The sequence below is a fragment of the Exiguobacterium sp. s39 genome, from assembly GCF_018618925.1.
GTDB classification, from domain to species: Bacteria; Bacillota; Bacilli; order Exiguobacteriales; family Exiguobacteriaceae; genus Exiguobacterium_A; species Exiguobacterium_A abrahamii.
The window spans coordinates 2,168,088-2,192,263 of the sequence record NZ_JACSNA010000001.1; the positions used below are offsets into that span (position 1 = coordinate 2,168,088).

Genomic DNA, 24,176 nt, shown 5'->3' on the forward strand with positions numbered 1-24,176 from the left:
ACATAAAAAACCGAAATGCTGAAGTATATTCACTTCAGCATTTCGGTTTTTTCGTGTCGAACGATTCGTTGATGAACGTGCAAGACGAAGACTCCTGCGGGAAAAGCGGAATGGGTGAGACCCCGTAGGCGCGAATGCGGCGAGGAGGCTCGCCTTCCGCCCGCGGAAAGCGAAGTCTTGCACGAGAATCAACACTTGTGTTTTATAAATACCTTATTGCCCCAGCTGTTGTCTCTTAAGTAAGCGCAACGCTTCCGTCGCAAGACGATGATCTGCTTCCTGCGATAGACCGGAAACGGTAATCGTACCAACGACACCGACTCCTTCGATCCGGATCGGGAACGATCCGCCGGCATCGGCATAATCAGCTGGCGAGACCGCATACATCGAGTGGTACGAGCGATGTTTACTCTCATTATACCGACGCATGTAGAGCGAGCTATAGCCATGCCGTAAGACGACGTTCGATTTCCGGCGGATCCACTCTTCCTGATCCGGTGCCGTACCGTCGAGCGCCGCGTAATATAAACGCTGTCCATTCCGTTTGATTTCAACCGCGATCGATAAGTTCTCCTTCATCGCCCGTCCGATCAATTCATGTCCCATCCCAATCGCTTCCGTATTCGTCAGGGACGTCAAGACGAGTTCGTCCTCTTCCGCTAGCAACACCTTCAATTCTTCCATGCATCCCATTCCTTTCGTAAGAGGCGTCGTCCTTCATCACTGCTGATGCGCACTGCTTCAATCAAACGCATCGTTTTTTCCGCATCGCGTAAATCGACAGGTACTCGTCCCCCGCGAAGTCCTTCTGCCAACTGTTCATAAAACGTCGCATAACTGCCTGGAAGTGTCGCGAGACGCTCGACGGGCTGATCGGCGATTTGAAGGTAACCGTAGGAATCTACTTCATCTTCACCGAGCTGTTCGTTCACCGAATGACCTTTCGCAAGCCGTCCTTCTTGCGGGTCCATTCCATATTTGACGTAACTACCTCGTGTCGCATGAAACTCGAAACGTGGCGTTGGTCCTTGAATGAAGGACGTCGAACGAAGGATGACACGACGTGTACCATAATGTAGCGTGATATGGAACCCGTCATCAACGACCGCTCCGTCACGTTGCAGGTAGACGTCGCCCGTCAGTGCATCCGGTTCTCCGAACAAGGCGAGTGCTTGATCGAGTAAGTGTGAGCCGAGATCAAACAGAATGCCGGCGCCACTTCCCGCTTGTTCCCGCCAGCGTTCCCGAACGACCGGGCGATAGCGATCAAAGCGTGATTCGATGACTTGCCAGTCGCCGATCTCGTTCATTTCCATCAATTGTTCAAGTGTCAGGAAGTCACCGTCAAAACGACGGTTTTGATAGACGGCGACTTGAACGCCGTGTTGTTTCGCTAACGTTTGCAGCGCCAGTGCTTCTTCGATCGTCACGACGGCCGGCTTTTCGAGTAGAACGTGCTTCTTTGCTTCGATCGCTTGTTTTGCCATTTCGAAATGGAGTGCCGTTGGTGTCGTGATGATGACGAGTTCCGTGTTCTCATCCTGCAAGGCTTCAGCAAGTGTCGCGACGACCGTCGCCTTACTGAAATGTTGTGCTACCTGTTCCGGTCGACTCGAGACGACTTGCGTCACTTCAAATGCCGGTAATGCCTGTAAGAACGGAACGTGGAACGTCACCGCTGAAAAGCCGAATCCGACGAGCGTCGTTTGAATCGGGTTCATGTTGTTTCCTCCTCTGTCACGTCGAGATCGACATGATAATGATCTAGTCGTTCTTGCCACGTTGCGTCTGGTACTTGATCCGTAACGAGTACATCGATTTGCTCCCAGTCACAGACCTTATGCAAAAACCGCTTATTGAATTTCGTATGGTCTGCGAGGACGATGACACGGGTCGCACTTCGAATCATCGCTTTCTTTACGACCGCTTCTTCGAGTTGTTCCGCAAAAAGTCCTTCTTCCGTCAATCCACATGCTCCAAGAAAAACACAATCAACTTGATAATTCAGGATGTCGTCTGCCGTCTTGATCCCACTCAAGCTACGCGCATGCCGGTCGAAACGTCCTCCCGTGACGTACAGCTCAATATCCGTGCGAGCTCCGACATAGTCTGCGATATCAAGGGAGTTCGTGATGACTTGTAGTGGATATGGCGGAAGTGCTCGTGCCATCTCAGATACCGTCGTTGCAGCATCGAGCAATAAGCGATCGTTCGCTTGGACGTGACGCGCTGCACGCTGTCCGATCCGCCGTTTTTCCGGTTTCTCTGTCCGCTGTTCATATGCAAGCGTTCCGCCAGCACGAACTAATCCATTCTTAACGCGAATGATCTCCCCTTCTTGTTCGAGGACGATGACGTCACGACGTGCGGTATCTCGTGAAATCTGATACTCCTGCATCAGTTGATCCAGCGAAATTTCAGGACTCGTCTTGATCCATTCCCGCATCTGTTGCAACCGTTCGATTTGCCCCATCGATTCCCGCCTCCTTTTTCTTTATATTAAGTTTTTTCATTACAATATGCAATTTTAATGCAAATAGTTCAACGGTAATTCGGGTAAATAATAGAAGACAACTACTTTCAGAACGGAGGAATTGATATGCAAACGATCTTGATCACGGGTGCTTCTTCCGGTATCGGTCTTGCGACGGCGCGGCGATTCGCAGACGCCGGATGGTTCGTCTACGCTGGTGTCCGGAGTCCAGACGAAATGACCGTGTCATTACCGACGCTTACCTTCTTGCCGCTCGATGTGACGGATGAAACAAGCGTGAAAGCAGCCGTTCGTCAAATTGAACAAGAAGTCGATCATCTCGACGTCGTGTTCTGTAATGCCGGTCATGGTTTGCTGCGCGCACTCGGTCAAGCGACGAGTTATGAAATCAAGCAACTCTTCGAAACGAACGTCTTCGGTGTCATCCGAACGATTGAAGCTTGTCTCCCCTTACTCAAACAAGCACCGGACGGTAGTCACTTACTTGCGACTTCAAGCGTCAGTGGTCTCGTCGGTCAACCGATGAATGAACTGTATTGTGCCAGTAAGTTTGCGATCGAAGGGCTGTTCGAAAGTCTTGCGACCTACTATAAACCGTACTTCAACATCGACGTCACCCTGATTGAACCAGCCGCCGTCGAGACGAACTTTACCGCAACTGTTCTCGATCAACTTGAACGGACGGGTGGCTTACACGAAGACGACTTCAAACCGATCATCACAGCTTATTTGCAGACGTATCGGACGCGACATGCCGATCGCCAATCGGCAGAAGCTCTGGCTGAGGTGATCTTCGAGGTCGTCCATCGTGACGAACGTCCGTTACGAATCCGGACGACGGAAGCCGATGAACATTTCGTCGCCCATAAGACGCATCATGATCCGTCAGGTCTCGAAGGGATCGCCAAAATACGACGACTAACATTAAATCTCGACTGATTTCCCTTTTTTTGAAATTTCAATCCGCCTAAGCAATCTTCGCCCACTATACTGAGACTATCTACCTAAAAATTATCTAGAAGGGCGGAACGCCATGCCATCCTTGTTTCTTTTTACGATTGTCTATCTGATTCCGACCTTCATCATGTTCTACATGTCGATTGATATATTTTTACGCAACCCATCACGTCCGCAACACCGACTGCTTAGCTTATTCACGTTCGCTTACGGGATGTTGTTCCTTGGTGAATTTTTCCGGAATGCCTCCCCGATCGAGTTTAGTCCGGCATTCGTGACCTACTGGTTCGGAAATGCTGGTCTGATCGTCTTCAGTACATCGCTTCACTTCATCTTTCGCGTCTCGAATTTGTGGAAACGAATGCCACGCTTACTGTACCCATGGATCTTCTATCTTCCGATGGGCGTCGTGCTGACGACATACGTCTTCCAGACGAACGTCATCAACAGTCAGCAATTCACACAGGTCGGACAGTTCATCTACCCTGAATTCAACACACAATATCTAGTGACGATGACGGTCGGGAACATCTTCCATCTCCTTGTCATCGGTCTGCTCGTGTACGCACGGACACACTTGAAAGATGCACGTCGTGGCATCATCAGTGTCTTATTGAGTGTCGCGATTCTCGTTCTCGTATGGGATATCGTCTTCGGCTACTGGTCGTTCTACGGCATCATGCCACCGTATGCCTATATGTATGGCGGTTTGTTCTGGGCAGGAGCACTGGCGATCGCAATGCGCCGATTCGATTATCTCGCGTCCTATCAAAAGCGTTTCGCGACGCTCTACAATTTGAATCCTTCGGCAATCCTGCTGCTCGACCGGGACGGACGAATTGAGAGTGCCAACCCAGCTGCTCATCGTCTGTTCGAGACCGGTGACTTAACGGCATGTACGTTTTCGACCTACTTACCGGATAAAAAACAAGCCGATTGGTCGCTGCATTATATGACACACTTTTTATCGCAACGTAAGTTCAACGAATTCGAAACGAAGATTTTGACAGCGCGACAGCAAGAACGCTACGTCGTCATGGATGCCGATTTCGTCTTCATCGAACAAGAGCTGCACGGGATGTTGTTGATTCGTGATATCCAGTCCTTCAAGGAAGCGGAGCAGACGATTCGTTTCTTCGCCTACCACGATCCGTTGACGAAGATTGCGAATCGCCGAAGCTTTTACGAACGTGCGGCACAAGAGTTACTCGAGCTTGATCATATCGCGATCATCGTCGTCGATCTCGACGGTTTCAAAGCCATCAACGATACGTATGGACATCAAATCGGTGACGCCTTCTTGATTCATATCGCTCGCCTTCTAGAACACCATGCGGAACAGAATGGGTTCGCTGCCCGTGTCGGTGGCGACGAATTCTTCTTACTCTATCGTCATCCGTCTGTCGCTACGCTCCATGCCTATGCTGCGAATCTGTTGACGTACTTGCAAGACAACCCTTACCGGTTCGCTGAAGAAACCATTGAAATCCGAACGAGCATCGGACTTAGTTACTCACCCAATCATGGCGTCGATCTCGACACGCTGATTCAGCATGCTGACCAAGCGATGTACCGCGTCAAACATGCCGGAAAGAACGATTATTTCATTCATGATACGATGGACTCGACGCAACGATCCTAAAGGAGAGATTCCATGATTTCTGTACTGACGATTTTTTCACGTTTATTCAAGGGATTGCGCCGCGCCTTTCACTTATCTTACTTTCGTGGTCTATTGATTCTCTGCCTGTTGACGCTCGTCTCCGGGACGATTTTCTATAGCACGGAAGAAAATCTATCGCTGGTGGATGCACTTTACTTTTGTATCACGACACTAAGTACGGTTGGGCATCCAACATTCGTTCCGACGACGACGCTCGGTAAGGTCTTTACGATGGCATACATCACGATTGGCTGCGGGTTGTTCTTAACACTGATTGCCACGTTATCGTATGTCCTGATTAAACAACCGGAGGATGAATAAGGGGGAATGATCCATGCGCCAAGCTGCCATCCAAAATAATTTCGATTGGTGTCGCCTCGTCTGTGAGTCAGCCGGTTGCCGGGTGACGGAAACTGATTCGACCTGGCACGCTCAAGGAAGCGTACCGAGCTATTATCCGGAACTGATGGTCCGGCTTCCCCATCAGCGAATTGGTGTCACGGATGTCTATAGCATCAAGGACTGCACGGCAAGCTATGATTTCTCGAGTGCCGGTCTCAGTCATTTATTTACAGCAGAATGGATGACCCGCCCTGCCATACTCGATCGCCGTGCCCTTCCCGTCGATTGGTCCGTCGTGACGGATCTCGATCAGTTCGCTCGCTTCCAGGCTATCCAGGCAACACCGGAGTTGCCCACAACGTTATGGCAACATCCCGCTGTCCGCTTCTTCTATTCGGAGGCGCAACAAGCAAGTTGCATCGCCTACTCGAATCAAGTGACGACCGGACTGACGTACGTCAATTCCGATTACCTCGACGAACGCTTATGGGATGATATCGCACGTTTGAGTTCAGCACATTTTCCCGGTCAATCGCTCGTCGGTTACGAGTATGGCGATCACCTGATCACAGCGCTTGAAGCCGGCTTTGACGACGTTGGTCCACTCGCGATCTGGATTCGCACGACGAATGATCACACATGAAAAAACCGAACCGATTCCCTTCCTCTTGACGAAGATGAATCGGTTCGGTTTTTTTACATCAAGCGGCTAATGAATGCCGTTGCAATCCCGAAGTAGACGAGGAGCGATAAGATATCGTTCAACGTCGTGATCAATGGTCCGGATGCGATTGCTGGGTCAATCTTTAGGCGATGTAAGATGAGCGGAATGATCGTTCCAGCAAGTGTCCCGAAGATCAACGTGATGACGAGCGAACTGCCGACGACAAGACCCAAGACGGCACTCCCTTGCCAGACGTAGGCAATGATGGCGATCAAGATACCACAAATGACACCAATGATTAAACCAACCCAGAGCTCCCGTAGGATCAACCGAGTCGCGACCCGCTTATCGACTTCACGCGTGATCAATCCGCGGACGACGACCGCGAGCGATTGGGTACCGGTATTTCCGGTCATACCAGCAATCATCGGCATGAAGAAGGCGAGCGCGACGACTTTTGAGAGCGTCTCTTCGAACTGACTGATGATTGATCCAGAGACGAGCCCGATGAACAGTAGCAAGACGAGCCACGGTAAACGACGGGTCGCAGCAATCCACGGCTTCGTCTCAAAATCAATTGATTTACCGGACGCCGAGAGTTTCTCGATGTCTTCGTTCGCTTCTTCCCGTAAGACGTCAAGCGCATCATCGACCGTGATCAGTCCGACAAGAATGTCGCCCTCGACGACGGGTAACGAGACGAGATCATAGCGTTCGAACAGTTGCGCGACTTCTTCCTGATCGGTCTCTGCCGCGACCCGGATCACCTTCGTCTCCATGACGTCACTGATCCGTTCCGTATTTTCAGCTAAGATGACATCCCGGTATGAGATGACCCCAACGAGTTCACTGAGTTGATTGACGACGTAGACATAGTTGATCGTCTCCGAGTATTCGATGTAGTCGCGCATCTTCTCGACCGTCTCACCGACCGTGAAATCCTCGCCGACCCAGATGAACCGGTTTGTCATCAAGCGCCCAGCCGTTTCCGGTGGATACGTCAAGAGATTGCGGACGATCAGTGCCTCGTCCGTCCGCATGCTACCAAGCAAACGGTCAGTCTCTTCCGGTCCCAGTTCCTCAAGTAAATCCGCGACATCATCGTTCTCCATTAAATCGAGGACGTGCCCGGCACGCTCGACGTCTAAACGACGTAAGACGGCGAGACGTTGCTCCCCTTCGAGCTCCTCGAGGACATCTGCCAATCGCTCGTGATCGAGATAGTCGAGGAGTCGTGCCTGATCGTCTTCGCCCAACTCTTCATACACTTGCGCGATATCATACGGATAGACCTCTTCGATGACTTGCTGTGCTTGCTCTCGTTTTTCTTTCGCGAGCGCATCGAGCAATAGCCACTTCCATTGTTGTTCTGCTGTCTGACGCAATCTCCTCACCCCCTGTATTCTGCCTTTTCATCTTAGCACGAGTTGATTCGCGATCGATATCGAAAAACAGTTGACATCTGTTTCCTATGGCTTTAAAGTTTGCCTTAAGGAAACATTATTTGTAGACCGAATCTTTTTCCAGTGATTGGAGTTAAAATTTTTATCCTATTTTTTGCCCTAAGGAAACTTTCCTTCTATATACCACAAAACCAAAGGAGTGATCATTCATGTACGCCCTTGACGTTGATCGTCTCACTGTCTCTTATTTTGATACCCATGCACTCGACGGAGTGTCCGTTCGTCTCCCGGTCGCTTCGTTGATTGGCATCATCGGACCGAACGGCGCTGGTAAATCCACATTCTTAAAAGCCGTCCTCGGTTTGATCCCGGCTCGCATCGAGCAGTTACGCGTGCTCGACCAATCACTCGAAGACGTCCGGTCACGCGTCGCATACGTCCCGCAACGAAGTGCAATTGATTGGGACTTTCCGGTTCGTGTGCAGGACGTCGTGTTGATGGGCTGTTATCCGAAGCTCGGCTTATTCAAACGACCATCGAAAGCACAAAAAGCGTTCGCCATGGAATGTCTCGAACGGGTCGGTATGTCTGATCACGCCGAACGCCAAATCGGTGAGCTGTCAGGTGGACAGCAACAACGGGTCTTTCTGGCGCGTGCCCTTGCCCAAGAAGCAGAGCTACTATTGCTGGACGAACCGTTCGTCGGCATCGATGTTGCGAGTGAGCAGATGATCATCGAACTTTTACGGACCCTCCGAGCCGAAGGACGGACGATCGTCGTCGTCCACCATGATTTGCATAAAGCAGAGGACTACTTCGACACATTGATGCTGTTGAACAAACAATTGATCGCTGTCGGTCCACCGTCTGATATCTTGACGCCGGAATGGCTCGAACCAGCGTATGGCTTACCCCTATTCGAACGACGCAAGGAGGGACAAGGATGACGTTCATCGAGGCATTACTTCAATATGAGTTCTTACAAAAAGCGATGATCACCGCCATCATGGTCGGCATCATCTGTGGTGTGATCGGCTGTTTCATCATCCTTCGCGGGATGTCGTTGATGGGGGATGCAATCTCGCACGCCGTTTTACCCGGTGTTGCGATTTCCTACCTACTCGGGATCAACTTCCTGATCGGTGCTGTCGCGACGGGTCTCGTGACAGCGCTCGGAATCGGTTTCGTTAGCCAGAACAGTCGCATCAAGAACGATACGGCAATCGGAATCATGTTCACATCCGCCTTCGCCCTTGGGATCATCCTGATTTCGTTCTTACGTAGCAGTAGCGATCTCTATCACATTCTGTTCGGCAACGTCCTCGCGGTCCGTCCGAGCGACATGTGGATGACCGTCATCATCGGATTGATTGTCCTCGGCGGGATTTTCTTGTTCTACAAAGAGTTGCTGATCAGCTCGTTTGACCCAACGATGGCGCAAGCCTATGGACTATCGACGCGCTGGATTCATTACGGACTGATGACGTTACTGACACTCGTCACGGTCGCTTCACTCCAGACCGTCGGCATCATTCTCGTCGTCGCGATGTTGATCACACCGGCAGCGACCGCGTATTTACTGACGAACCGCCTCTCACGGATGCTGTTCCTAGCGGGAGGCTTCGGTACGTTGTCCGCCATCGTCGGACTGTATTTCAGCTTCACCTATAATCTATCTTCCGGTGCATCGATCGTCCTCGTCGCGACGACGCTGTTCGCCCTCGTCTTCGTCTTCTCACCACGTCACGGTCTGATGCGTCACCGGAAACGAAAGGAGTCTACTGTATGAAATTAAAACTCATTCTGTTCGTCCTCCTCAGCATGGTCTTACTTGCTGCTTGTTCGACACCAGCAGAAGATAACGGGAAGCTGAAGGTCGTCGCGACATATTCGATTCTCGCTGACCTCGCACGTGAGGTCGGTGGTGAACATGTCGATGTCCACAGCATGGTCAAGATCGGGGCAAACCCGCACGAGTATGATCCACTTCCGGCAGACGTACAGGCGATGGCAGATGCTGACGTCGTCTTCTACAACGGGTTGAACCTGGAAGCCGGCGGTGCGTGGTTCGATAAACTCCGGGCAACGACTGGCAAAGACGCGTCTGACGCACCAGTCTATCGTTTAAGCAAAGGCGTCGAACCGAAATACCTGACGACGAAGGGCAAAGAATCGGAGACTGATCCACATGCGTGGCTCGACGTAAGCAATGGCATCCGCTACGTCGAAAACGTCAAGCAGGCATTAATCAAGGAAGATCCGAAGCACAAAGCCGACTACGAAAAAAATGCCGATGCCTATATCAAAAAATTGCAGACGCTTGATCAGGAAGCGAAAAAGCAGTTTGCCGCTATTCCGAAAGCAGAACGTCATCTCGTCACGAGCGAAGGAGCCTTCAAATACTTCGGAACTGCCTATGACGTCAAAGCGGATTATATTTGGGAGATCAACTCAGATAATCAAGGAACTCCGGCTCAAGTCCGCCGGATCGTCGATACGATCAAGGAGCAAGATATCCCTGTCCTGTTCGTCGAAACGAGCGTCGATCGGCGGAGCATGGAAACCGTCTCAAGGGAGACTAGTGTTCCGATCGGTGGTACTCTCTTCACCGACTCACTCGGTGCACCGGGTAAAGATGGCGACACTTACTACAGCATGATGCAAGCAAACATCGAGACGATCACGGAAGCACTCGCCAAGTAAGCGTCAACAAATCGTCACGCCTTCTCGATACGTCTTTCCTTATAATGAAGGCAAGACGATGAAAGAGAGGCACATTATGCAAACACGACTATATCGTTACGCCTTTCCCCTCAGTATCAGCCTGTTGCTCGCTGCATGCGGAACAGCTGATCAAACGGGTGCTCCAAAAACAGAACAGACGAATCACGGAGATCATGCTGATCATGCCAGCCACGGTGCTGGTGATCAACTCGAGAAGACCGCGGGACCAGACACGTTACCCGCTTTTCTGAACGAACAGGATGAGTCGATCCAGACGATTTACCGCTCCGTCGCTAAACATCCTGATCTCTTGAAGAAGATGCCTTGTTATTGCGGTTGCGGTGAGTCTGCTGGTCATACAAGCAACTATGACTGCTTCATCGAAGAGCAGACTGCTAGTTCCACGACCTGGACGACGCACGGCATCACGTGCGGCACGTGTCTCGATATCGCAGCACAGTCGATCGTTGCTTATCAAAAAGGTAGCTCCGTCAAGGAAATCCGGACTGCCATCGATCAAGCTTATAAAAAGACCGGTGTCACACCGACGCCAACGCCAGCACTTTAATAAACAGTCCGCCCTCCTCGCGATGAACGTAAGGAAAGGCGGACTGCTTTTTCATGTTCCGTTTTTCTGTCTCATGTGGAGCGCTCTTGACTTCTAGCTCGCAAGACAAGCGGTCGACCCAACAACAGCTCATCCAGTTGATAGTACGTATGCGCCCGAATCGGTCGATCCGTTCGTGGCAGATGACGGAGCTCGTATGCCACTTCGAGTAAGTAAAATTTGTATTCCTCCCCTTCATCAAAACCGAAGCTCGCACGACGTTCTTCGATATACGCAAGGACACGCTCCTGTTGCGAGAACGAGAGCCGCTGGACTTGTGGGGCGAGTGCCTCGTGCGGAGAGAGCACGATTTCCCGCTCCGTGCGATACAGTCGATGCATGACGCCACCACTTTGACGTAAGGCAATCAAACGCGCGGGTCGATACGAACGGGGGTGCGGGTGGGCATGGACGAGGTAACGTTCAATCGTGACTTGAGTCGGTCCTGCCGGTAGAGAGATGACGTCATACATACAAAATCGCTCCTTCTCGAAATTGATAGCTACTCTCATATGCTACCATATCTATCCAGCATTCTTTCGTTGACGACAGAAGGGGAATCCGTTTTCAAAGTTTCGCAACTGGTTTTAAGACTGAATAGGCGTGGAACAGATGGAGAGAAACGATTCCTATCTGGAAAGGATGATTGTCGATGTCGAATATGTCCGCCGTCGGTTTCCACCGACACTTACCACTGACGGAACACGAAAGTCTGATTGACCTGGAACTACCACGCCCGGAAGCAACGGGACACGATCTCTTAGTTGAGATTAAAGCCGTCTCCGTCAACCCGGTCGATACGAAAGTCCGTGCTCACGGGAAAGATGAAGACGCGCCGAAGGTCATCGGTTACGATGCAGCCGGAGTCGTCGTTGAAGTCGGCGATGATGCCTCCCTCTTCCAAGTCGGTGATGAAGTCTATTACGCCGGTGCGATTCAGCGCCCAGGGTCAAACAGTGACTTCCAACTCGTCGATGAACGGATCGTCGCCAAAAAGCCGGAACGGTTGACCTTTAGCGAAGCCGCTGCTCTCCCGTTGACGACGCTGACAGCTTACGAAGCATTGACCGATCGTCTCGGATTGACGTTTGACGCTAAGTCGAATCTCGAGAAGACGATCCTCATCATCGGAGCTGCTGGTGGTGTCGGTTCAATTGCAACACAACTCGCGAATCACGCTGGACTGACCGTCATCGGAACGGCGTCACGCGACGAGACGATTGAGTGGGCGAAGGAACACGGTGCACATCATACGATCAATCACCACGAGGCATTCCGTCCTCAGCTGGAAGCCCTCGGCTACAAATACGTCGACTATATCTTCTGTCTCAATGCGACGGACCAACATTTTGAGACGATGGTCGATGTAATTGCACCACAAGGGAAAATCTGTAGCATCGTCGAGACGTATCAAAAACTCGATTTAAGTGCGCTCCAACAAAAGAGTGCGACGTTCGTCTGGGAGTTCATGTTCACGCGTCCGCTGTTCGAGACAGAGGACATGATCCGCCAACATGAGATTCTGACGCAAGTCGCAGCATGGATCGAAGAACATACACTTGAGACGACGGTGACACAGACGTTAATCGGCATGAACGCTGACAATCTGAAAGAAGCACACCGTCTCGTCGAGAGCGGAAAAACGATTGGGAAGATTGTCGTCGAACATCATTAATGGGCATCGGAGCAGGTTGGGAGTAAAATCCCGTCCTGCTTTTTTGTCGTTCTAAGTTTTCTTTGTGAACCTGTATCTCTTACTTTGAAGATATTTTAAGCATTATGACTATATTTATTCGTCTAAAAAATGTACGATTACGGTAACAAATATTCCAACGTAATACATCTAATCGACGCTTGACTCACATAGACAAAGGAGCATCCATAATCCATATGCGAAAATGGTTCAATCAAAAGATCAGCCGACAGATCATGTCGTCGTTTTATCTCATTCTTATTACACTATCGATCTCTTCCCTGGCTGCTTATTTTTATACGAACCACCAAGTCACGGATGCGAAACAAGAGCTCGATGCGATCAGCTTGCGCGAAGATCGAGCGACAAAACTCTGGGACGATTGGCAGTCCCTTCAATACGAGATGCGCGGCTATATCGTCTTCGGTGACGATGCCGTGCTCGACGTGATTGATGAAAAGAAGGCATCACTCGAACAACAGACGGCTTGGTTTGAAAAGAATCGCTTATATAAAGCGGATCAAATCTATGCGTCTGATATCCGGTCGCTCTATAATTCTTATACCAATTTCGTCATGCCCAGCTTGATTAAATACGTCCAAGCAAAGCAATCGGGCACGATTGACGAGCGTTTCCTGCAGATGCCGAGTCTAAAAGCGATGATGCCACAAGTACCACGGGACCCGAATCGGAAATTCAAGATGAATGCCTCGAACAGTGAGACGATGCGTAAAAGTGTCAACACGATGGAGAGTACGTTCACGAACTATCGGAGTAGTCTTCGTGCGAAAGAACTCGGTGCAAAAGAACAACTTGTCACTCAGACGAAGTATGCCGAGTGGATCTGGCTCGTCAATCTGCTCGTCCTATTCCTCGTCATCTTGCTCATCGTCCGCCCGTTCATCGAACGGACGACGCGACAAATCCATCTTCTTAGCAAGGAGAGTAAACTTCTTGCAAGCGGTGAGCATACGTTACCACTCATTCCACTCAACCGTGCTGACGAGATTGGTGAATTGAGTAAATCGTTCCATCAGATGGCGACAGCTTTGATTGAAAACAAACATCAATTGATGTCAACGAACGTCAATCTCGAAGATGCCTTAAAACTGACGCAACGGAACGAGTCCCACTTGCGCCTGCGAAACCAATTGACGGAGACCACTGGCATCGCGCGATAGCATCAGTGCTTATCCTTCTGTCATCCAAAAGATGGTTGAGATCACGCAGTCTGATCAAGGCGCACTGATCTTTAAAGAAGGAACAAAAGTCATCGATATCGTCTTTTATCCACAGACACCGCTCACAGTCGAGGATTGGATGCCAACGATTGAGCCGTTATTGCGTGAGTCGCGACAAGATCGACGACCGCATACACAGTTCGAGGACGAAGTCGCACGCGCTGTCACACCGGTTCTTGATCCGAGTCAAAATGAGATCATCGCCTATATCTTCTTGTCCCGCGATCAGGATCGGTTTGATCGTTACGAACAGGAAGAACTAGCCGCCTTCGCGCGCCAGCTGGCATTGTCACTCTTGCGGATGCGGACGTTCGACGAGATTGAACGTGAGCGGGAAAAAACGGCGCGACTATTGAACTCTATTCGTGAATCGATCGTCTATATCGAACCCGAAGGCGATATTCAATTGATCAACCGACCGTTGCTCGATCTGTTTGACCATCCGGTTGATGACAGTCTCGATGAGAACGGACTGATGAACATCACTCCGTCTGTCGTTCAACTCAAGCATCGCGTCGACCAACTACCGGAATTCGAACGTTACTTGAAAAAGACGTTCGTTCAGCGTGAAATCGGTGAAGGAATCACCTTCTCGATTGATCACGAGCGACGCTTCATCAAGACGTACTCCGAGAGCATTCATTATGGTGGACAGTTCCGCGGGATTCTACTCGTCTTACGTGACGTGACGAATGAAGTCGAGATTGACCGGATCAAAAACGAACTCGTCTCGACAATCTCGCACGAACTGCGGACACCACTCTCGTCGATCTATGGCTTCACTGAGCTGATGATTCAGCGCGACCTGCCACCGAAGCGACAGAAGAAGTATCTCGAAGCGGTCCATTCGGAAACAGAACGCCTCTCGCTGTTGATCAATGACTTCCTTGACCTGCAACGGATGGAAGCAAACCGTCAGGAATACGAAATGGCACCGTTTGATATCGTCGCGATGATTCGTGATTTGAAACAGTTGCATAGCCTGTCGTCGTCTTCCCACGCGATTGAAATATTCCGAAACGTCGAACCGCTGATCGTCGAGGGGGATGCGAAGAAGATTCGCCAATTGTTCAGTAACCTGATCAACAATGCGATCAAATACTCACCAGCGGGTGGAACGATCGATATCCAACTAACGCGACACGCGTCACGTGTCACCGTCGCGATTCAAGATGAGGGTATCGGGATTCCTGCTTCTGCGATGAGTAACTTGTTCCAAAAATTCTATCGTGTCGACAATTCGGACACCCGTCAAATCGGCGGTACTGGTCTTGGGCTCTCAATCTGTCGCGAAATTGCGCGTGGGCATGATGGAGAAATCCATGTCGAGTCGATCGAAGGACAAGGTTCGACGTTCACAGTCGAACTTCCGTTGACACAAAACACATGATGCATATGAAAAAGCGCCAGAATGCGAATCAGCATTCCGGCGCTTTTTGAATTAGGTAATGTTATGAGTTGAGACGGCTTGCCACTTCAACCGTCCGTTTCGCTTGATGGCGCACGGCTGGTTCGACGGATTCGACCATGTTGCCGTCTTGGTCGACAGTGACCGATGTACCATATGGATTTCCACCCGCTGCGAACAAGACCGGATCCGAATAACCCGGTGCCGCAACGATCGCACCCCAGTGGAACATCGTCGTATAGACCGCGAGAACAGTCGCTTCCTGACCGCCATGCGGATTCTGTGCCGACGACATCGCACTGACGACTTTATTGACGAGTTTGCCTTGTGCCCACAGTCCGCCTGTCGTGTCGAGGAACTGTTGGAATTGTCCTGGGACATGACCGTAACGTGTCGGGACGCTAAAGATAATCGCATCTGCCCAGTCGAGTAGATCCGGTGTCGCTTCTTCGATATCACGTGTGGCTTCCGCATGCTTTTGCCACAATGGGTTCGAAGCAATCGCTTCTGCTGGGGCTGTCTCCTTGATTTTCGCAAGGCGGACTTCCGCCCCCGCTGCTTCTCCCGCTTCTTTTGCCCATGAGGCAAGTTGATGGTTCGTTCCGGTTGCGCTGTAATAGATGACCGCTAGTTTCACGTTTGACATGACTTCGCTCCTTTTTTAAAAGACAGTGACGGACGATGGACGTACACGCTTTCTATTCCCGCTTTCTGCGCAAATTAACGTCAATTGTTTGAATTCAAGAGGAAATATAGACCAATTCTTCAACCAAACGTTTGAGCCAAAGACCATTTTAAAACAAAACAGGAATTCTATAAGACATCGTCTGCCTCGAAGGATTCCTGTCCGCTCACTTATTTAACCGTTAAACTAAAGGTCTTACTCTTACGCAGCTTGATCGACTCCGCGTGTACCGTGACCCGAGTGCCTCGTTTTTGTTTCGGGAACGTCATCGTTTGTGTCTTACCGGTTGCGAGTTTCGTGTACCGCTTCTTATTGATTGTGACGACGATTGTCTTTCCTTTCGTCGCTTTGACTTTCCATGATGTACTCGTCGGACTGAGTGACGTCGTATACGACTTGAGTGTTGGATTGGCTGCTGCCACGACTTTCTGCCCGGAGACTTGAAGTTGTGTTCCTTTACGGGCAACGAACGTCACGACTTGTCCAACCTTCAATGGTTTTGTCTTAATCGCAAAACTCTGCGTTTTCTTACGATCGATATATGCCGTATATTTCCCATCAATATACAGCTTTCCGTAATCGGCATCTCCATCAAGAATCCCTTCGATCGTCGTGTGTTCATCCGTTAGGGGTGCGGATAGATTACTGTAAATCATCACGCTATCTTTCAAAGAGAGTGATTTCGTAGGATACTCACCACTTCGTGTAATACGATATGACGCAAAGTCATTCGTATACGGAATCGTAATCTCTGTCTTTTTCGTTGCTGGAACAGATTGAATTTGTCGTTTTCCTGCATAGATTTTATAGATACCGCCTTCTTTGGCACTTTCTAAGCGGTATGTAATGAATTTAAAATTATCGTTTTTCGACTGGGTAATGCGTGGCACTTCATAACCTGCGACGGTCCGGTTCACGGATGCTTCTTGATTGAAGTCTCGTGTATTTCCGAACGTCCAACGCGTCACCTGACCGACAAGATTTTTCGTCGACACGTTGATTTGGACACGTCCTGTCTCATCGGAGGCAGCTCTTCCGATGAGGACGCCATCTTTTCCATAGACCGTCACCGGAACATCGCTTTGATTGATGTTAAAGCTATAGGATGTTGTACCTTCCTTAATGGTTGGAATCGCTGAACCCTGAGCTGTTAAATAACGCTGGTATTGATAACGTGTCAGGTCCTCCAAGACCTTACCGGTTTCAGTCGTGTATATCGTCCGATACTCACTATACGGTAAACGTTTCGGAATCGTCGTGATCGTGAACAGCTCGTTTTTCAGTTCGACATTCCCAGTGAACGATAATTTACTGGGCTCAACGATACCTGTCGTTCCATCTATACGCGTCAGCTCAACGCTAGGAGCTAGAACCGTTCCTTCGAGCAACGTCGTATCATCCTTCGTCAAGTCATTGATTGCGATCGGTTGGCGCAAATAAGACGCAAACGATAACATCGTCGCTTGATCCTTGCTCCGGTAGATGGCTTTTCCATCCGCTAACAGTTCATTCGCTAATTGCTCTGAGTGGTCAACGAGTGTCGTCAGTTGCCCACTCGCCGTATCTAAGTAGAATAACGATGACTCGTTTGACGAACTAGCATCGACCAGTTGAACGTACAATCCGTCTTTCGTTTCGTATGCTCCCTCAACGTAATATCCTCGTGAGACTTTCGGTAAGGTGATTTGTTGATTGGTGACGACGTGACGCAACGTATCTTGCTCACCATCTAAGATCCAGTCATTCGTTAAAGGCGAGAACCGCTTCACGTCAACGGAACGGACTTTTGAGAATGTACCGTCCGGATTCACATCATACCAATCAGCACTATCTTCTCGTTGGATCGAGAAGCGATTCGCACTAATCCACTGCACCCGGTTTTGAGAAGTCACTTCTAACGTATCACGCGTAACGAATTGATCCCCTTCGCGAATAAAGACTGATAACTTATCAAATGAGGTATACCCTATCACCATATCGTGATTCAAGACACGCAGGTACTCCTTGCCTTCTGGAAGCGTCAGCAGTTCCGAAGTTCCCGTCTTCGCATCAATCAAATAATAAGGATGCTCGGTTTCGTCTCCATAATAATCTTCATACAAGAATAACGTTTTATCGGCTGACGTCGCCCGCATCACCATATACGGTGAGACGTCTTTCGGATAAGGTGTCGTCTCTTTTGTCTCTAAATCGTAAAATCCAACGATTGCTTGATCTTTCGTTTTAACATCATACGGTGCAGCATCTGCACTTACAGTGAGCGTCATCCATGTACCGTAAATCAGCGCGGCACTTCCCATCCAATGTTTCCAGTTCATCTATGTAGAACATCCTTTCAAAAATAAGTGATTACTTCTATTTTATTCCATATTCAGTAATTCTTCTAATGTTTTTTGCAGAAAACACTCAAGCGTTCGACACGTTTCGATTCAGGGTAAAGACTGTGTGACGACACACGTAAGGAGTACTGACCATGGCGATTCGCTACACCCTTTATCTATTACTCGGCATGCTGAAGTTCATGCTGTTTAGTTACTTTACAAAGACCGACCTTTCGCTCTATTTAACACTGATGAACCTGGCCGGTATGCTGATCCTGTCGAGCTGGACGTTACTGATTCCGTGGAATAAACGCCGCTGGGTCTGGCTCGGTCTATTGCTGGCACACAGTTTTCTACTTGCTTCCGACATGTGGTACTATCGTTACTTCGAGGACTTCCTCTCCATCTCGCTCCTCTCACAGATGACGCAGATGAGTGACGTCAGTAGCGGCTTCACCGCCTTGATCGTACCGCAAGACTTCCTCTTGTTCGCCGATAGTTTGATTTTCGTACTGCTGCTCTTCGTTTTCCGCAAACGACCGGAAGTGACGACGGCGCAAACACGACGCCGGACAGCCGGACTACTCGCAATCAGTGGCATCGTCTTGTCTGCCTCACTGCTGACGTACCGGACGCTAACGGAAGATCGTCAACCGACGGCAACGATCTCCGATATGCGTGACTACTACCTGTTCGGCTTTTGGGGCTATCACGGGTGGGATGTGTTCAAAGGCGTGACCGGACGACCGAGCGACGGACTAACGGCACAGGAACAACAGCGCATCAATCAAAAGGAACAGACGAATCCGACCGGTCCGAAGCAGACGCCGAATATCATTTTGGTACAGCTCGAATCGTTCCAGGCTTCAGTCATCGACCAAACCATTAATGGTGAGGAAGTGACACCGAACCTGAATCAATTGAAGAAGGAATCGCTCTACTTCTCGTCGCTCTACCACCAGACGCATGAAGGACGAACTTCGGATGCCGAGTTCATCACGAACACGTCACTTTATCCATTAAAATCAGGCTCTGTTTATACACAATACCCGACGAATGAATTCGAGCCGCTCCCTGCATTACTTGAGAAGAACGGATACGATACGGCAGCGATGCATGCTTACGAAAAAGGCTTCTGGAACCGTGACGATGTCTACCAGAACATCGGTTTTAAGCACTTCTTCAGCCAAAAGGATTATTCAAAAGAGAAGAAAATCGGCATGGCACTGAACGATCAACAGTTCTTCCTCGAATCGATTGATCACATGGAGACACTGCAAGAACCGTTCTTCTCGTTTTTAGTCGCGCTGACGAGTCATACGCCGTATGAGATCGACAAGGAAGATCAGACGCTTGATCTGTCTGGATATAAGGATCCGATGTTGAAACGGTATTACGAGACCGTGCATTACGTCGATACCGGTGTCGGAAAGATGATCGACGAGTTGAAACAACGGGATCTTTGGGATCAGTCCCTCGTCATCTTTTATGGCGATCACGATAGTGGACTCGTCAATGAAGGAAGCGAGATGCGTAAAAAGGCGGATGTCTCGTCTCCGGTTGCTGCGTTCGAGCTCGAGCGCCGCATCCCGCTCTTCATCAAAAAACCCGACCAGCAAACCGGTCGGGTCATGAAAGAGAATGGCGGACAGATTGATATCGCACCAACGATCATTGATCTATTGAATCTCAAAACGTCCTATATGATGGGACAATCCCTCGTCGACGACAAACCAAATCTGACGGGCTTCCGCGATGGTTCGTTCCGCTACAAGGACTATTATTATGAAGCGGATTTGACGAAAGTATCAGGCGAAGGCACCTGTTATGACGTATCGACCGAGAAAAAAGTTGAGATGAAGTTCTGTCGCGATCAGGTGAAGGATGTGAGTGAGCAGTTAAAGCTGTCGGATAAGATTATTGAGGAGAATGAACTGGAGTAATCAAAAAGCAGCTAATTTTATTGAAATAAACAAGCCTGACTTCTCACTAGACGTGAAGAAGGTCAGGCTTGTTTATTGATTGTTATCTCCACCTATCCTCGAGCCCATCAATAGCAAGTAAAATGGTCTTCGATCCATTGCCATTCTTCGTCAAACAAGACTTTTCTTTTTGTTTGAATGATCCAATGAAATAGTTTAGGAATCGCTTGATAGGAATGCTGGTATCGATGTAAAAATCGAAAAGCGATTAGGACTTCATCTGTTTGTATTTGTCGCGTTCGCTTCACTAATGTTTGTAAACGTTTAATCACCGGCTCAATCGCTACTTCATCACCATGTCGCTCAATTTCGACTAACGCACACTCTCTCACATTGCTAGATCGATCTTTTAATCCGTGCAAAAATATTGAAAGATCTAATCCATTTCCAAGTTCACTCAGTGCAGCTAAAGCCGAATGCCTCACGTCTCCTCGAGAATGATCCAACAAAGGAGTCAAATAAGGAACGGCTCGCTCTGTTCCAATCTTGGCTAAAACAAAATTAGCACTCATGATATCAAAAGAGTTATTTGATGTCGTAATCAAACGAATTAATGCATCTTCTGCTGCCTCATCTCGACAGGCTCGCAATGTTTGAATCGCAGCTTCTCGAACAGACGACCGAGAATCGTCTATGTATTTTACAATTCGTTCTGTATCAGGAATGCATTGTTGTTTTGCTAGTTCTTCCAGAATACTTTCAAGAAGACTCGGCTTTGTCTCTTGCTCCAGTTTTTCAAGCAATAACATTCCTGCACGAACATCTCCTGAATTCACACCAATCGTTCCAATCATAAAATAAAGATGTTGTTTTTGTTCTGCTTGTTTCACTTTATCGAGTAAAGTGTTTAATATCAGAAGCATATTCACGTCCCTAAATTGACGGACTTTTACATAAGCTAAGTCGGATGGTGATCCTTCGTTCGTATAGCACTTCATTTCTTCATGATAGAGGTATTCTTCATCAGACATCTGTTCAACTAAATATAAAATCTCATCGTCCTTCATATTTGGTAGTTGCTCCTTAACCCTTTAAATATCTATTTAACTTTGTTCTAAAGCAAACTGAATCAATTGATACGATAGCCAGAACATTAAGCATCCGATTCCAAAATCTAATACTTTCCACGCTTTTGGTTGTTTAAATACAGGAATGAGCCATCTCGATCCATATCCTACTCCAAAAAACCAGACAAATGAGGCAATCAAAGCTCCGATTAAAAAATTGATTTTTTGATCAAATGTCAAAGTTCCAGCAATACCACCGATGACGACGACCGTATCTAGGTATACATGTGGATTTAAAAGTGTAATTGCTAATGTAAGTAAGATCGTTTTGTGAATGGGCATGATTTTAGAATCTGTTGAAACATCCATTGTATGTGATGAAGAAAATGCACTACGAAAAGATTTAAATCCATACAAGAGAAGGAATAGTCCTCCAACAATCGCAAGACCAACATTTGCAAACGTATTATTCTTGATGACGGTACCAACTCCCATTACGCCCGTACACATCAACAACACATCGCACAAGAAACATACTAGCGCCACCCAGAAAATATTGTTTTTCATTAAACCTTGTTTAAGGACGAACGCATTTTGAGCGCCGATTGCGACGATGAGTGTACCCGAGGTTACTATGCCTTTTAAAATTTCATTCATTTAATTAATGACCCCTATCTCTCTTTGATCTCTGAACGTAAGTCGACGATTAAATATTAAATCTCCTTTCATTCCAAGTTAATTCTATATATGTATACCGTTTAAACATTAAGTATAATATTACAAATAAAAGAATAATTATGCAACTTATTCCGAAATTTGAAGTATAAAAAAGTACCGAACCCTATTTACTAGGATTCAGTACTTTTAGATGAAATGTCTTACATCATTCCGCCCATTCCACCCATGCCGCCCATATCAGGCATTGCAGGAGCAGATCCGGCTGGTTCTGGTTTATCGGCGATGACGGCTTCTGTTGTTAAGAACATCGCTGAAACCGACGCTGCGTTTTGAAGTGCTGAACGCGTTACTTTCGCTGGATCGACGATTCCTGTCTCGATCATGTCGACATACTCATCTGTTGCCGCATTGTAGCCCATTCCTGGCGCTTCATGCTTGAGACGTTCGACGATGACTGAACCTTCTTGACCCGCGTTTTCCGCGATTTGACGAAGTGGTGCTTCGAGTGCGCGAAGAACGATGTTGACACCTGTTGCTTCGTCGCCTGTTGAGACCGACAAAATCGATTCGACGGCTTTCGTGACGTGAATGAGGGCTGTTCCCCCTCCTGCTACGATTCCTTCTTCGACCGCTGCGCGTGTCGCGTTGAGTGCATCTTCAATCCGGAGCTTGCGTTCTTTCAGTTCTGTCTCAGTTGCTGCCCCGACTTTGACGACTGCTACGCCACCTGCGAGTTTCGCCAGACGCTCTTGTAATTTTTCACGATCGAAGTCGCTTGTCGTTTCTTCGATTTGCGCACGGATCGTACCGACACGTGCTTCGATCGAATCCCCGTGTCCGTGGCCTTCGACGATTGTCGTGTTGTCTTTTGAGACGACGACTTTCGACGCGCGACCGAGTTGCGTGATTTGTGTTTCCTTCAGATCAAGACCGAGGTCTTCTGTGATCAATTCTGCACCTGTAACGATCGAGATATCCTCAAGCATCGCTTTCCGGCGGTCACCGAAGCCTGGTGCTTTGACCGCTACCGCGTTGAATGTACCACGGAGTTTGTTGACGACGAGTGTCGCAAGTGCTTCGCCTTCGACGTCTTCTGCGATGATGAGAAGTGGTTTGTTTTGTTGGACGACTTGCTCGAGGACTGGAAGAATCTCTTGGATGTTCGAGATCTTTTTGTCCGTGACGAGGATATACGGGTTCTCAAGAACCGCTTCCATCTTGTCTGAATCCGTGATCATGTATGGTGACGCGTAACCACGGTCGAACTGCATCCCTTCGACGACGTCGAGTTCTGTCGTGAAGCCACGTGATTCTTCGATCGTGATGACACCATCTTGACCAACACGTTCCATCGCTTCCGCGATCAATTGACCGACTTCTTCGTCTGCTGCTGAGATCGCTGCGACTTGGGCGATTGCTTCTTTACCTTCGATTGGTTTAGCGATCGTGTGCAATTCTTCGACGGCACGACGGACCGCTTTTTCGATTCCTTTACGGATGACCATCGGGTTTGCGCCCGCTGTGACGTTTTTGAGACCTTCGCGAATCATCGCTTGTGCGAGGACTGTCGCTGTTGTCGTACCATCCCCTGCGATCTCATTCGTTTTTGAGGCAACTTCTGCGACGAGTTTTGCACCCATGTTCTCGAAGTGATCTTCGAGTTCGATTTCTTTTGCGATCGTTACACCATCATTCGTGATGAGTGGTGAACCGAACTTCCGCTCGAGAACGACGTTGCGTCCTTTTGGTCCGATCGTGACTTTGACTGCATCCGCTAATGCATCGACCCCGCGGAGCATTGCTCGACGTGCTTCTTCACTGAATAAAATGTCTTTTGCCATGACTGAAATCCCCCTTATAAATGATTGAACAGATTACTCGGCTACTGCCAAAATATCGCTTTCGCGTAAAATTAAGTATTCATTGCCGTCGACTTTGACTTCCGAACCGGCATATTGTGCATAGATGACGTGATCTCCGACACTCACTTCAAGTGGTACACGTACGCCTTGCTCTGTCACACGGCCTGTACCGACAGCGACGACTTTACCCTCTTGTGGTTTTTCTTTCGCTGACCCAGGAAGAACGATTCCTCCGAGTGTTGTTTCTTCTTTTTTAACGACTTCGATCACGATGCGATCACCAAGTGGTTTTAACATGCGAAACATCCTCCTTGAAAATGACTGTTTTTTAGCACTCACTTTAGTTGAGTGCTAACATATTTTTATCTTATACGCTTTCTCTTCTGAATTCAAGCCTGAACCTTTATCCGTTTTCCCGAAATCGACACCTTTGAATCATCGTCAA

23 protein-coding genes are annotated in these 24,176 nt (G+C 48.7%); 12 read left to right on the top strand and 11 right to left on the bottom strand.

Annotated features, from left to right (window positions below; all coding sequences use genetic code 11):
• Positions 1 to 213: 213 nt before the first annotated feature.
• The 3 genes from KNQ11_RS11205 to KNQ11_RS11215 are packed head-to-tail and all read right to left on the bottom strand — an operon-like array spanning position 214 to position 2,473.
• A complete protein-coding gene (locus tag KNQ11_RS11205) occupies positions 214 to 684 on the bottom strand; it encodes a heme-degrading domain-containing protein (protein ID WP_023469567.1) in 471 nt (156 codons plus the stop codon).
• On the bottom strand, positions 672 to 1,721 hold the full coding sequence (locus tag KNQ11_RS11210; RefSeq protein WP_214771755.1) for a Gfo/Idh/MocA family oxidoreductase: 1,050 nt from the start codon (positions 1,719 to 1,721) through the stop codon (positions 672 to 674). The genes KNQ11_RS11205 and KNQ11_RS11210 overlap by 13 nt, the downstream gene beginning before the upstream one ends.
• Entirely contained in the window at positions 1,718 to 2,473 is a 756-nt protein-coding gene (locus KNQ11_RS11215; RefSeq protein ID WP_069940057.1) for a DeoR/GlpR family DNA-binding transcription regulator, read from the bottom strand. The genes KNQ11_RS11210 and KNQ11_RS11215 overlap by 4 nt, the downstream gene beginning before the upstream one ends.
• 126 nt (positions 2,474 to 2,599) lie before the next feature.
• On the opposite strand from KNQ11_RS11215, the gene KNQ11_RS11220 reads away from it, so the two are divergent.
• The 4 genes from KNQ11_RS11220 (at position 2,600) to KNQ11_RS11235 (ending at position 6,099) form a co-directional block, all read left to right on the top strand.
• The gene (locus KNQ11_RS11220) at positions 2,600 to 3,433 is read left to right on the top strand and encodes an SDR family oxidoreductase (protein WP_214771758.1); all 834 of its coding nucleotides are present in this window, start codon (positions 2,600 to 2,602) and stop codon (positions 3,431 to 3,433) included.
• 94 nt (positions 3,434 to 3,527) lie between these two features.
• The gene (locus KNQ11_RS11225) at positions 3,528 to 5,093 is read left to right on the top strand and encodes a sensor domain-containing diguanylate cyclase (RefSeq protein WP_214771772.1); all 1,566 of its coding nucleotides are present in this window, start codon (positions 3,528 to 3,530) and stop codon (positions 5,091 to 5,093) included.
• A gap of 12 nt (positions 5,094 to 5,105) precedes the next feature.
• Complete coding sequence (locus KNQ11_RS11230; RefSeq protein ID WP_214771774.1) at positions 5,106 to 5,435, top strand: potassium channel family protein; 330 nt, start codon at positions 5,106 to 5,108, stop codon at positions 5,433 to 5,435.
• 13 nt (positions 5,436 to 5,448) lie between these two features.
• The gene (locus KNQ11_RS11235) at positions 5,449 to 6,099 is read left to right on the top strand and encodes a hypothetical protein (protein ID WP_214771777.1); all 651 of its coding nucleotides are present in this window, start codon (positions 5,449 to 5,451) and stop codon (positions 6,097 to 6,099) included.
• A 53-nt stretch (positions 6,100 to 6,152) separates the two neighbouring features.
• On the opposite strand, the gene mgtE is transcribed toward KNQ11_RS11235, so the two are convergent.
• Complete coding sequence (gene mgtE / locus KNQ11_RS11240) at positions 6,153 to 7,505, bottom strand: magnesium transporter (RefSeq protein WP_023469574.1); 1,353 nt, start codon at positions 7,503 to 7,505, stop codon at positions 6,153 to 6,155.
• A gap of 227 nt (positions 7,506 to 7,732) precedes the next feature.
• On the opposite strand from mgtE, the gene KNQ11_RS11245 reads away from it, so the two are divergent.
• The 4 genes from KNQ11_RS11245 to KNQ11_RS11260 all read left to right on the top strand — a co-directional run bounded on the left by KNQ11_RS11245 (position 7,733) and on the right by KNQ11_RS11260 (position 10,815).
• The gene (locus KNQ11_RS11245; protein WP_214771780.1) at positions 7,733 to 8,470 is read left to right on the top strand and encodes a metal ABC transporter ATP-binding protein; all 738 of its coding nucleotides are present in this window, start codon (positions 7,733 to 7,735) and stop codon (positions 8,468 to 8,470) included.
• A complete protein-coding gene (locus KNQ11_RS11250) occupies positions 8,467 to 9,312 on the top strand; it encodes a metal ABC transporter permease (protein ID WP_214771783.1) in 846 nt (281 codons plus the stop codon). The genes KNQ11_RS11245 and KNQ11_RS11250 overlap by 4 nt, the downstream gene beginning before the upstream one ends.
• Positions 9,309 to 10,226 (top strand): metal ABC transporter substrate-binding protein, encoded by a 918-nt coding sequence (locus KNQ11_RS11255; RefSeq protein ID WP_214771786.1) that lies wholly within the window; start codon positions 9,309 to 9,311, stop codon positions 10,224 to 10,226. The genes KNQ11_RS11250 and KNQ11_RS11255 overlap by 4 nt, the downstream gene beginning before the upstream one ends.
• Positions 10,227 to 10,302: 76 nt before the next feature.
• Positions 10,303 to 10,815, top strand: coding sequence for a PCYCGC motif-containing (lipo)protein (locus KNQ11_RS11260; protein WP_035395745.1), 513 nt, complete (start codon positions 10,303 to 10,305; stop codon positions 10,813 to 10,815).
• A 71-nt stretch (positions 10,816 to 10,886) separates the two neighbouring features.
• Here the strand turns inward: KNQ11_RS11260 and KNQ11_RS11265 are convergent, their stop codons facing one another.
• Positions 10,887 to 11,327, bottom strand: coding sequence for a hypothetical protein (locus KNQ11_RS11265; protein ID WP_214771789.1), 441 nt, complete (start codon positions 11,325 to 11,327; stop codon positions 10,887 to 10,889).
• 188 nt (positions 11,328 to 11,515) lie between these two features.
• On the opposite strand from KNQ11_RS11265, the gene KNQ11_RS11270 reads away from it, so the two are divergent.
• From KNQ11_RS11270 to KNQ11_RS16840, 3 genes are all read left to right on the top strand, one after another.
• Positions 11,516 to 12,529: a zinc-binding alcohol dehydrogenase family protein gene (locus tag KNQ11_RS11270; RefSeq protein WP_285800511.1), complete on the top strand. Its 1,014-nt coding sequence runs from the start codon at positions 11,516 to 11,518 to the stop codon at positions 12,527 to 12,529.
• A gap of 215 nt (positions 12,530 to 12,744) precedes the next feature.
• A complete protein-coding gene (locus KNQ11_RS16835) occupies positions 12,745 to 13,728 on the top strand; it encodes a HAMP domain-containing protein (protein ID WP_251139654.1) in 984 nt (327 codons plus the stop codon).
• Between the two features lie 31 nt (positions 13,729 to 13,759).
• Complete coding sequence (locus KNQ11_RS16840) at positions 13,760 to 15,178, top strand: sensor histidine kinase (protein ID WP_251139655.1); 1,419 nt, start codon at positions 13,760 to 13,762, stop codon at positions 15,176 to 15,178.
• Between the two features lie 61 nt (positions 15,179 to 15,239).
• On the opposite strand, the gene wrbA is transcribed toward KNQ11_RS16840, so the two are convergent.
• Together wrbA and KNQ11_RS11285 are read right to left on the bottom strand one after the other, a co-directional pair.
• A complete protein-coding gene (wrbA, locus tag KNQ11_RS11280) occupies positions 15,240 to 15,842 on the bottom strand; it encodes an NAD(P)H:quinone oxidoreductase (protein WP_035410786.1) in 603 nt (200 codons plus the stop codon).
• Between the two features lie 209 nt (positions 15,843 to 16,051).
• Positions 16,052 to 18,199: a hypothetical protein gene (locus KNQ11_RS11285; protein WP_149427956.1), complete on the bottom strand. Its 2,148-nt coding sequence runs from the start codon at positions 18,197 to 18,199 to the stop codon at positions 16,052 to 16,054.
• Between the two features lie 155 nt (positions 18,200 to 18,354).
• Between KNQ11_RS11285 and KNQ11_RS11290 the strand changes: the two genes are divergently transcribed.
• Positions 18,355 to 20,145: an LTA synthase family protein gene (locus KNQ11_RS11290; RefSeq protein WP_149427957.1), complete on the top strand. Its 1,791-nt coding sequence runs from the start codon at positions 18,355 to 18,357 to the stop codon at positions 20,143 to 20,145.
• A 107-nt stretch (positions 20,146 to 20,252) separates the two neighbouring features.
• Here the strand turns inward: KNQ11_RS11290 and KNQ11_RS11295 are convergent, their stop codons facing one another.
• The 4 genes from KNQ11_RS11295 to groES all read right to left on the bottom strand — a co-directional run bounded on the left by KNQ11_RS11295 (position 20,253) and on the right by groES (position 24,028).
• The gene (locus tag KNQ11_RS11295; RefSeq protein ID WP_149427958.1) at positions 20,253 to 21,191 is read right to left on the bottom strand and encodes a HEAT repeat domain-containing protein; all 939 of its coding nucleotides are present in this window, start codon (positions 21,189 to 21,191) and stop codon (positions 20,253 to 20,255) included.
• 36 nt (positions 21,192 to 21,227) lie between these two features.
• Positions 21,228 to 21,848, bottom strand: coding sequence for a LysE/ArgO family amino acid transporter (locus tag KNQ11_RS11300; protein WP_214771795.1), 621 nt, complete (start codon positions 21,846 to 21,848; stop codon positions 21,228 to 21,230).
• 221 nt (positions 21,849 to 22,069) lie between these two features.
• A complete protein-coding gene (gene groL / locus KNQ11_RS11305) occupies positions 22,070 to 23,710 on the bottom strand; it encodes a chaperonin GroEL (protein WP_023469586.1) in 1,641 nt (546 codons plus the stop codon).
• 33 nt (positions 23,711 to 23,743) lie between these two features.
• Positions 23,744 to 24,028: a co-chaperone GroES gene (gene groES, locus KNQ11_RS11310; RefSeq protein ID WP_023469587.1), complete on the bottom strand. Its 285-nt coding sequence runs from the start codon at positions 24,026 to 24,028 to the stop codon at positions 23,744 to 23,746.
• Positions 24,029 to 24,176 lie beyond the last annotated feature (148 nt).

Excerpts from the sequence above, each read along its gene's own strand:
- KNQ11_RS11295 (WP_149427958.1), bottom strand. The coding sequence starts at position 21,191 with ATGAAGGACGATGAGATTTTATATTTAGTTGAACAGATGTCTGATGAA.
- KNQ11_RS11260 (WP_035395745.1), top strand. The coding sequence starts at position 10,303 with ATGCAAACACGACTATATCGTTACGCCTTTCCCCTCAGTATCAGCCTG.
- KNQ11_RS11250 (WP_214771783.1), top strand. The coding sequence starts at position 8,467 with ATGACGTTCATCGAGGCATTACTTCAATATGAGTTCTTACAAAAAGCG.
- KNQ11_RS11245 (WP_214771780.1), top strand. The coding sequence starts at position 7,733 with ATGTACGCCCTTGACGTTGATCGTCTCACTGTCTCTTATTTTGATACC.
- KNQ11_RS11270 (WP_285800511.1), top strand. The coding sequence starts at position 11,516 with ATGTCCGCCGTCGGTTTCCACCGACACTTACCACTGACGGAACACGAA.
- KNQ11_RS11255 (WP_214771786.1), top strand. The coding sequence starts at position 9,309 with ATGAAATTAAAACTCATTCTGTTCGTCCTCCTCAGCATGGTCTTACTT.
- KNQ11_RS11220 (WP_214771758.1), top strand. The coding sequence starts at position 2,600 with ATGCAAACGATCTTGATCACGGGTGCTTCTTCCGGTATCGGTCTTGCG.
- KNQ11_RS11265 (WP_214771789.1), bottom strand. The coding sequence starts at position 11,327 with ATGTATGACGTCATCTCTCTACCGGCAGGACCGACTCAAGTCACGATT.
- groES (WP_023469587.1), bottom strand. The coding sequence starts at position 24,028 with ATGTTAAAACCACTTGGTGATCGCATCGTGATCGAAGTCGTTAAAAAA.
- KNQ11_RS11205 (WP_023469567.1), bottom strand. The coding sequence starts at position 684 with ATGGAAGAATTGAAGGTGTTGCTAGCGGAAGAGGACGAACTCGTCTTG.
- KNQ11_RS11285 (WP_149427956.1), bottom strand. The coding sequence starts at position 18,199 with ATGAACTGGAAACATTGGATGGGAAGTGCCGCGCTGATTTACGGTACA.
- KNQ11_RS11300 (WP_214771795.1), bottom strand. The coding sequence starts at position 21,848 with ATGAATGAAATTTTAAAAGGCATAGTAACCTCGGGTACACTCATCGTC.
- KNQ11_RS11235 (WP_214771777.1), top strand. The coding sequence starts at position 5,449 with ATGCGCCAAGCTGCCATCCAAAATAATTTCGATTGGTGTCGCCTCGTC.
- KNQ11_RS11215 (WP_069940057.1), bottom strand. The coding sequence starts at position 2,473 with ATGGGGCAAATCGAACGGTTGCAACAGATGCGGGAATGGATCAAGACG.
- groL (WP_023469586.1), bottom strand. The coding sequence starts at position 23,710 with ATGGCAAAAGACATTTTATTCAGTGAAGAAGCACGTCGAGCAATGCTC.
- KNQ11_RS11210 (WP_214771755.1), bottom strand. The coding sequence starts at position 1,721 with ATGAACCCGATTCAAACGACGCTCGTCGGATTCGGCTTTTCAGCGGTG.
- KNQ11_RS11290 (WP_149427957.1), top strand. The coding sequence starts at position 18,355 with ATGGCGATTCGCTACACCCTTTATCTATTACTCGGCATGCTGAAGTTC.
- KNQ11_RS16840 (WP_251139655.1), top strand. The coding sequence starts at position 13,760 with ATGGTTGAGATCACGCAGTCTGATCAAGGCGCACTGATCTTTAAAGAA.
- KNQ11_RS11225 (WP_214771772.1), top strand. The coding sequence starts at position 3,528 with ATGCCATCCTTGTTTCTTTTTACGATTGTCTATCTGATTCCGACCTTC.
- KNQ11_RS16835 (WP_251139654.1), top strand. The coding sequence starts at position 12,745 with ATGCGAAAATGGTTCAATCAAAAGATCAGCCGACAGATCATGTCGTCG.
- KNQ11_RS11230 (WP_214771774.1), top strand. The coding sequence starts at position 5,106 with ATGATTTCTGTACTGACGATTTTTTCACGTTTATTCAAGGGATTGCGC.
- wrbA (WP_035410786.1), bottom strand. The coding sequence starts at position 15,842 with ATGTCAAACGTGAAACTAGCGGTCATCTATTACAGCGCAACCGGAACG.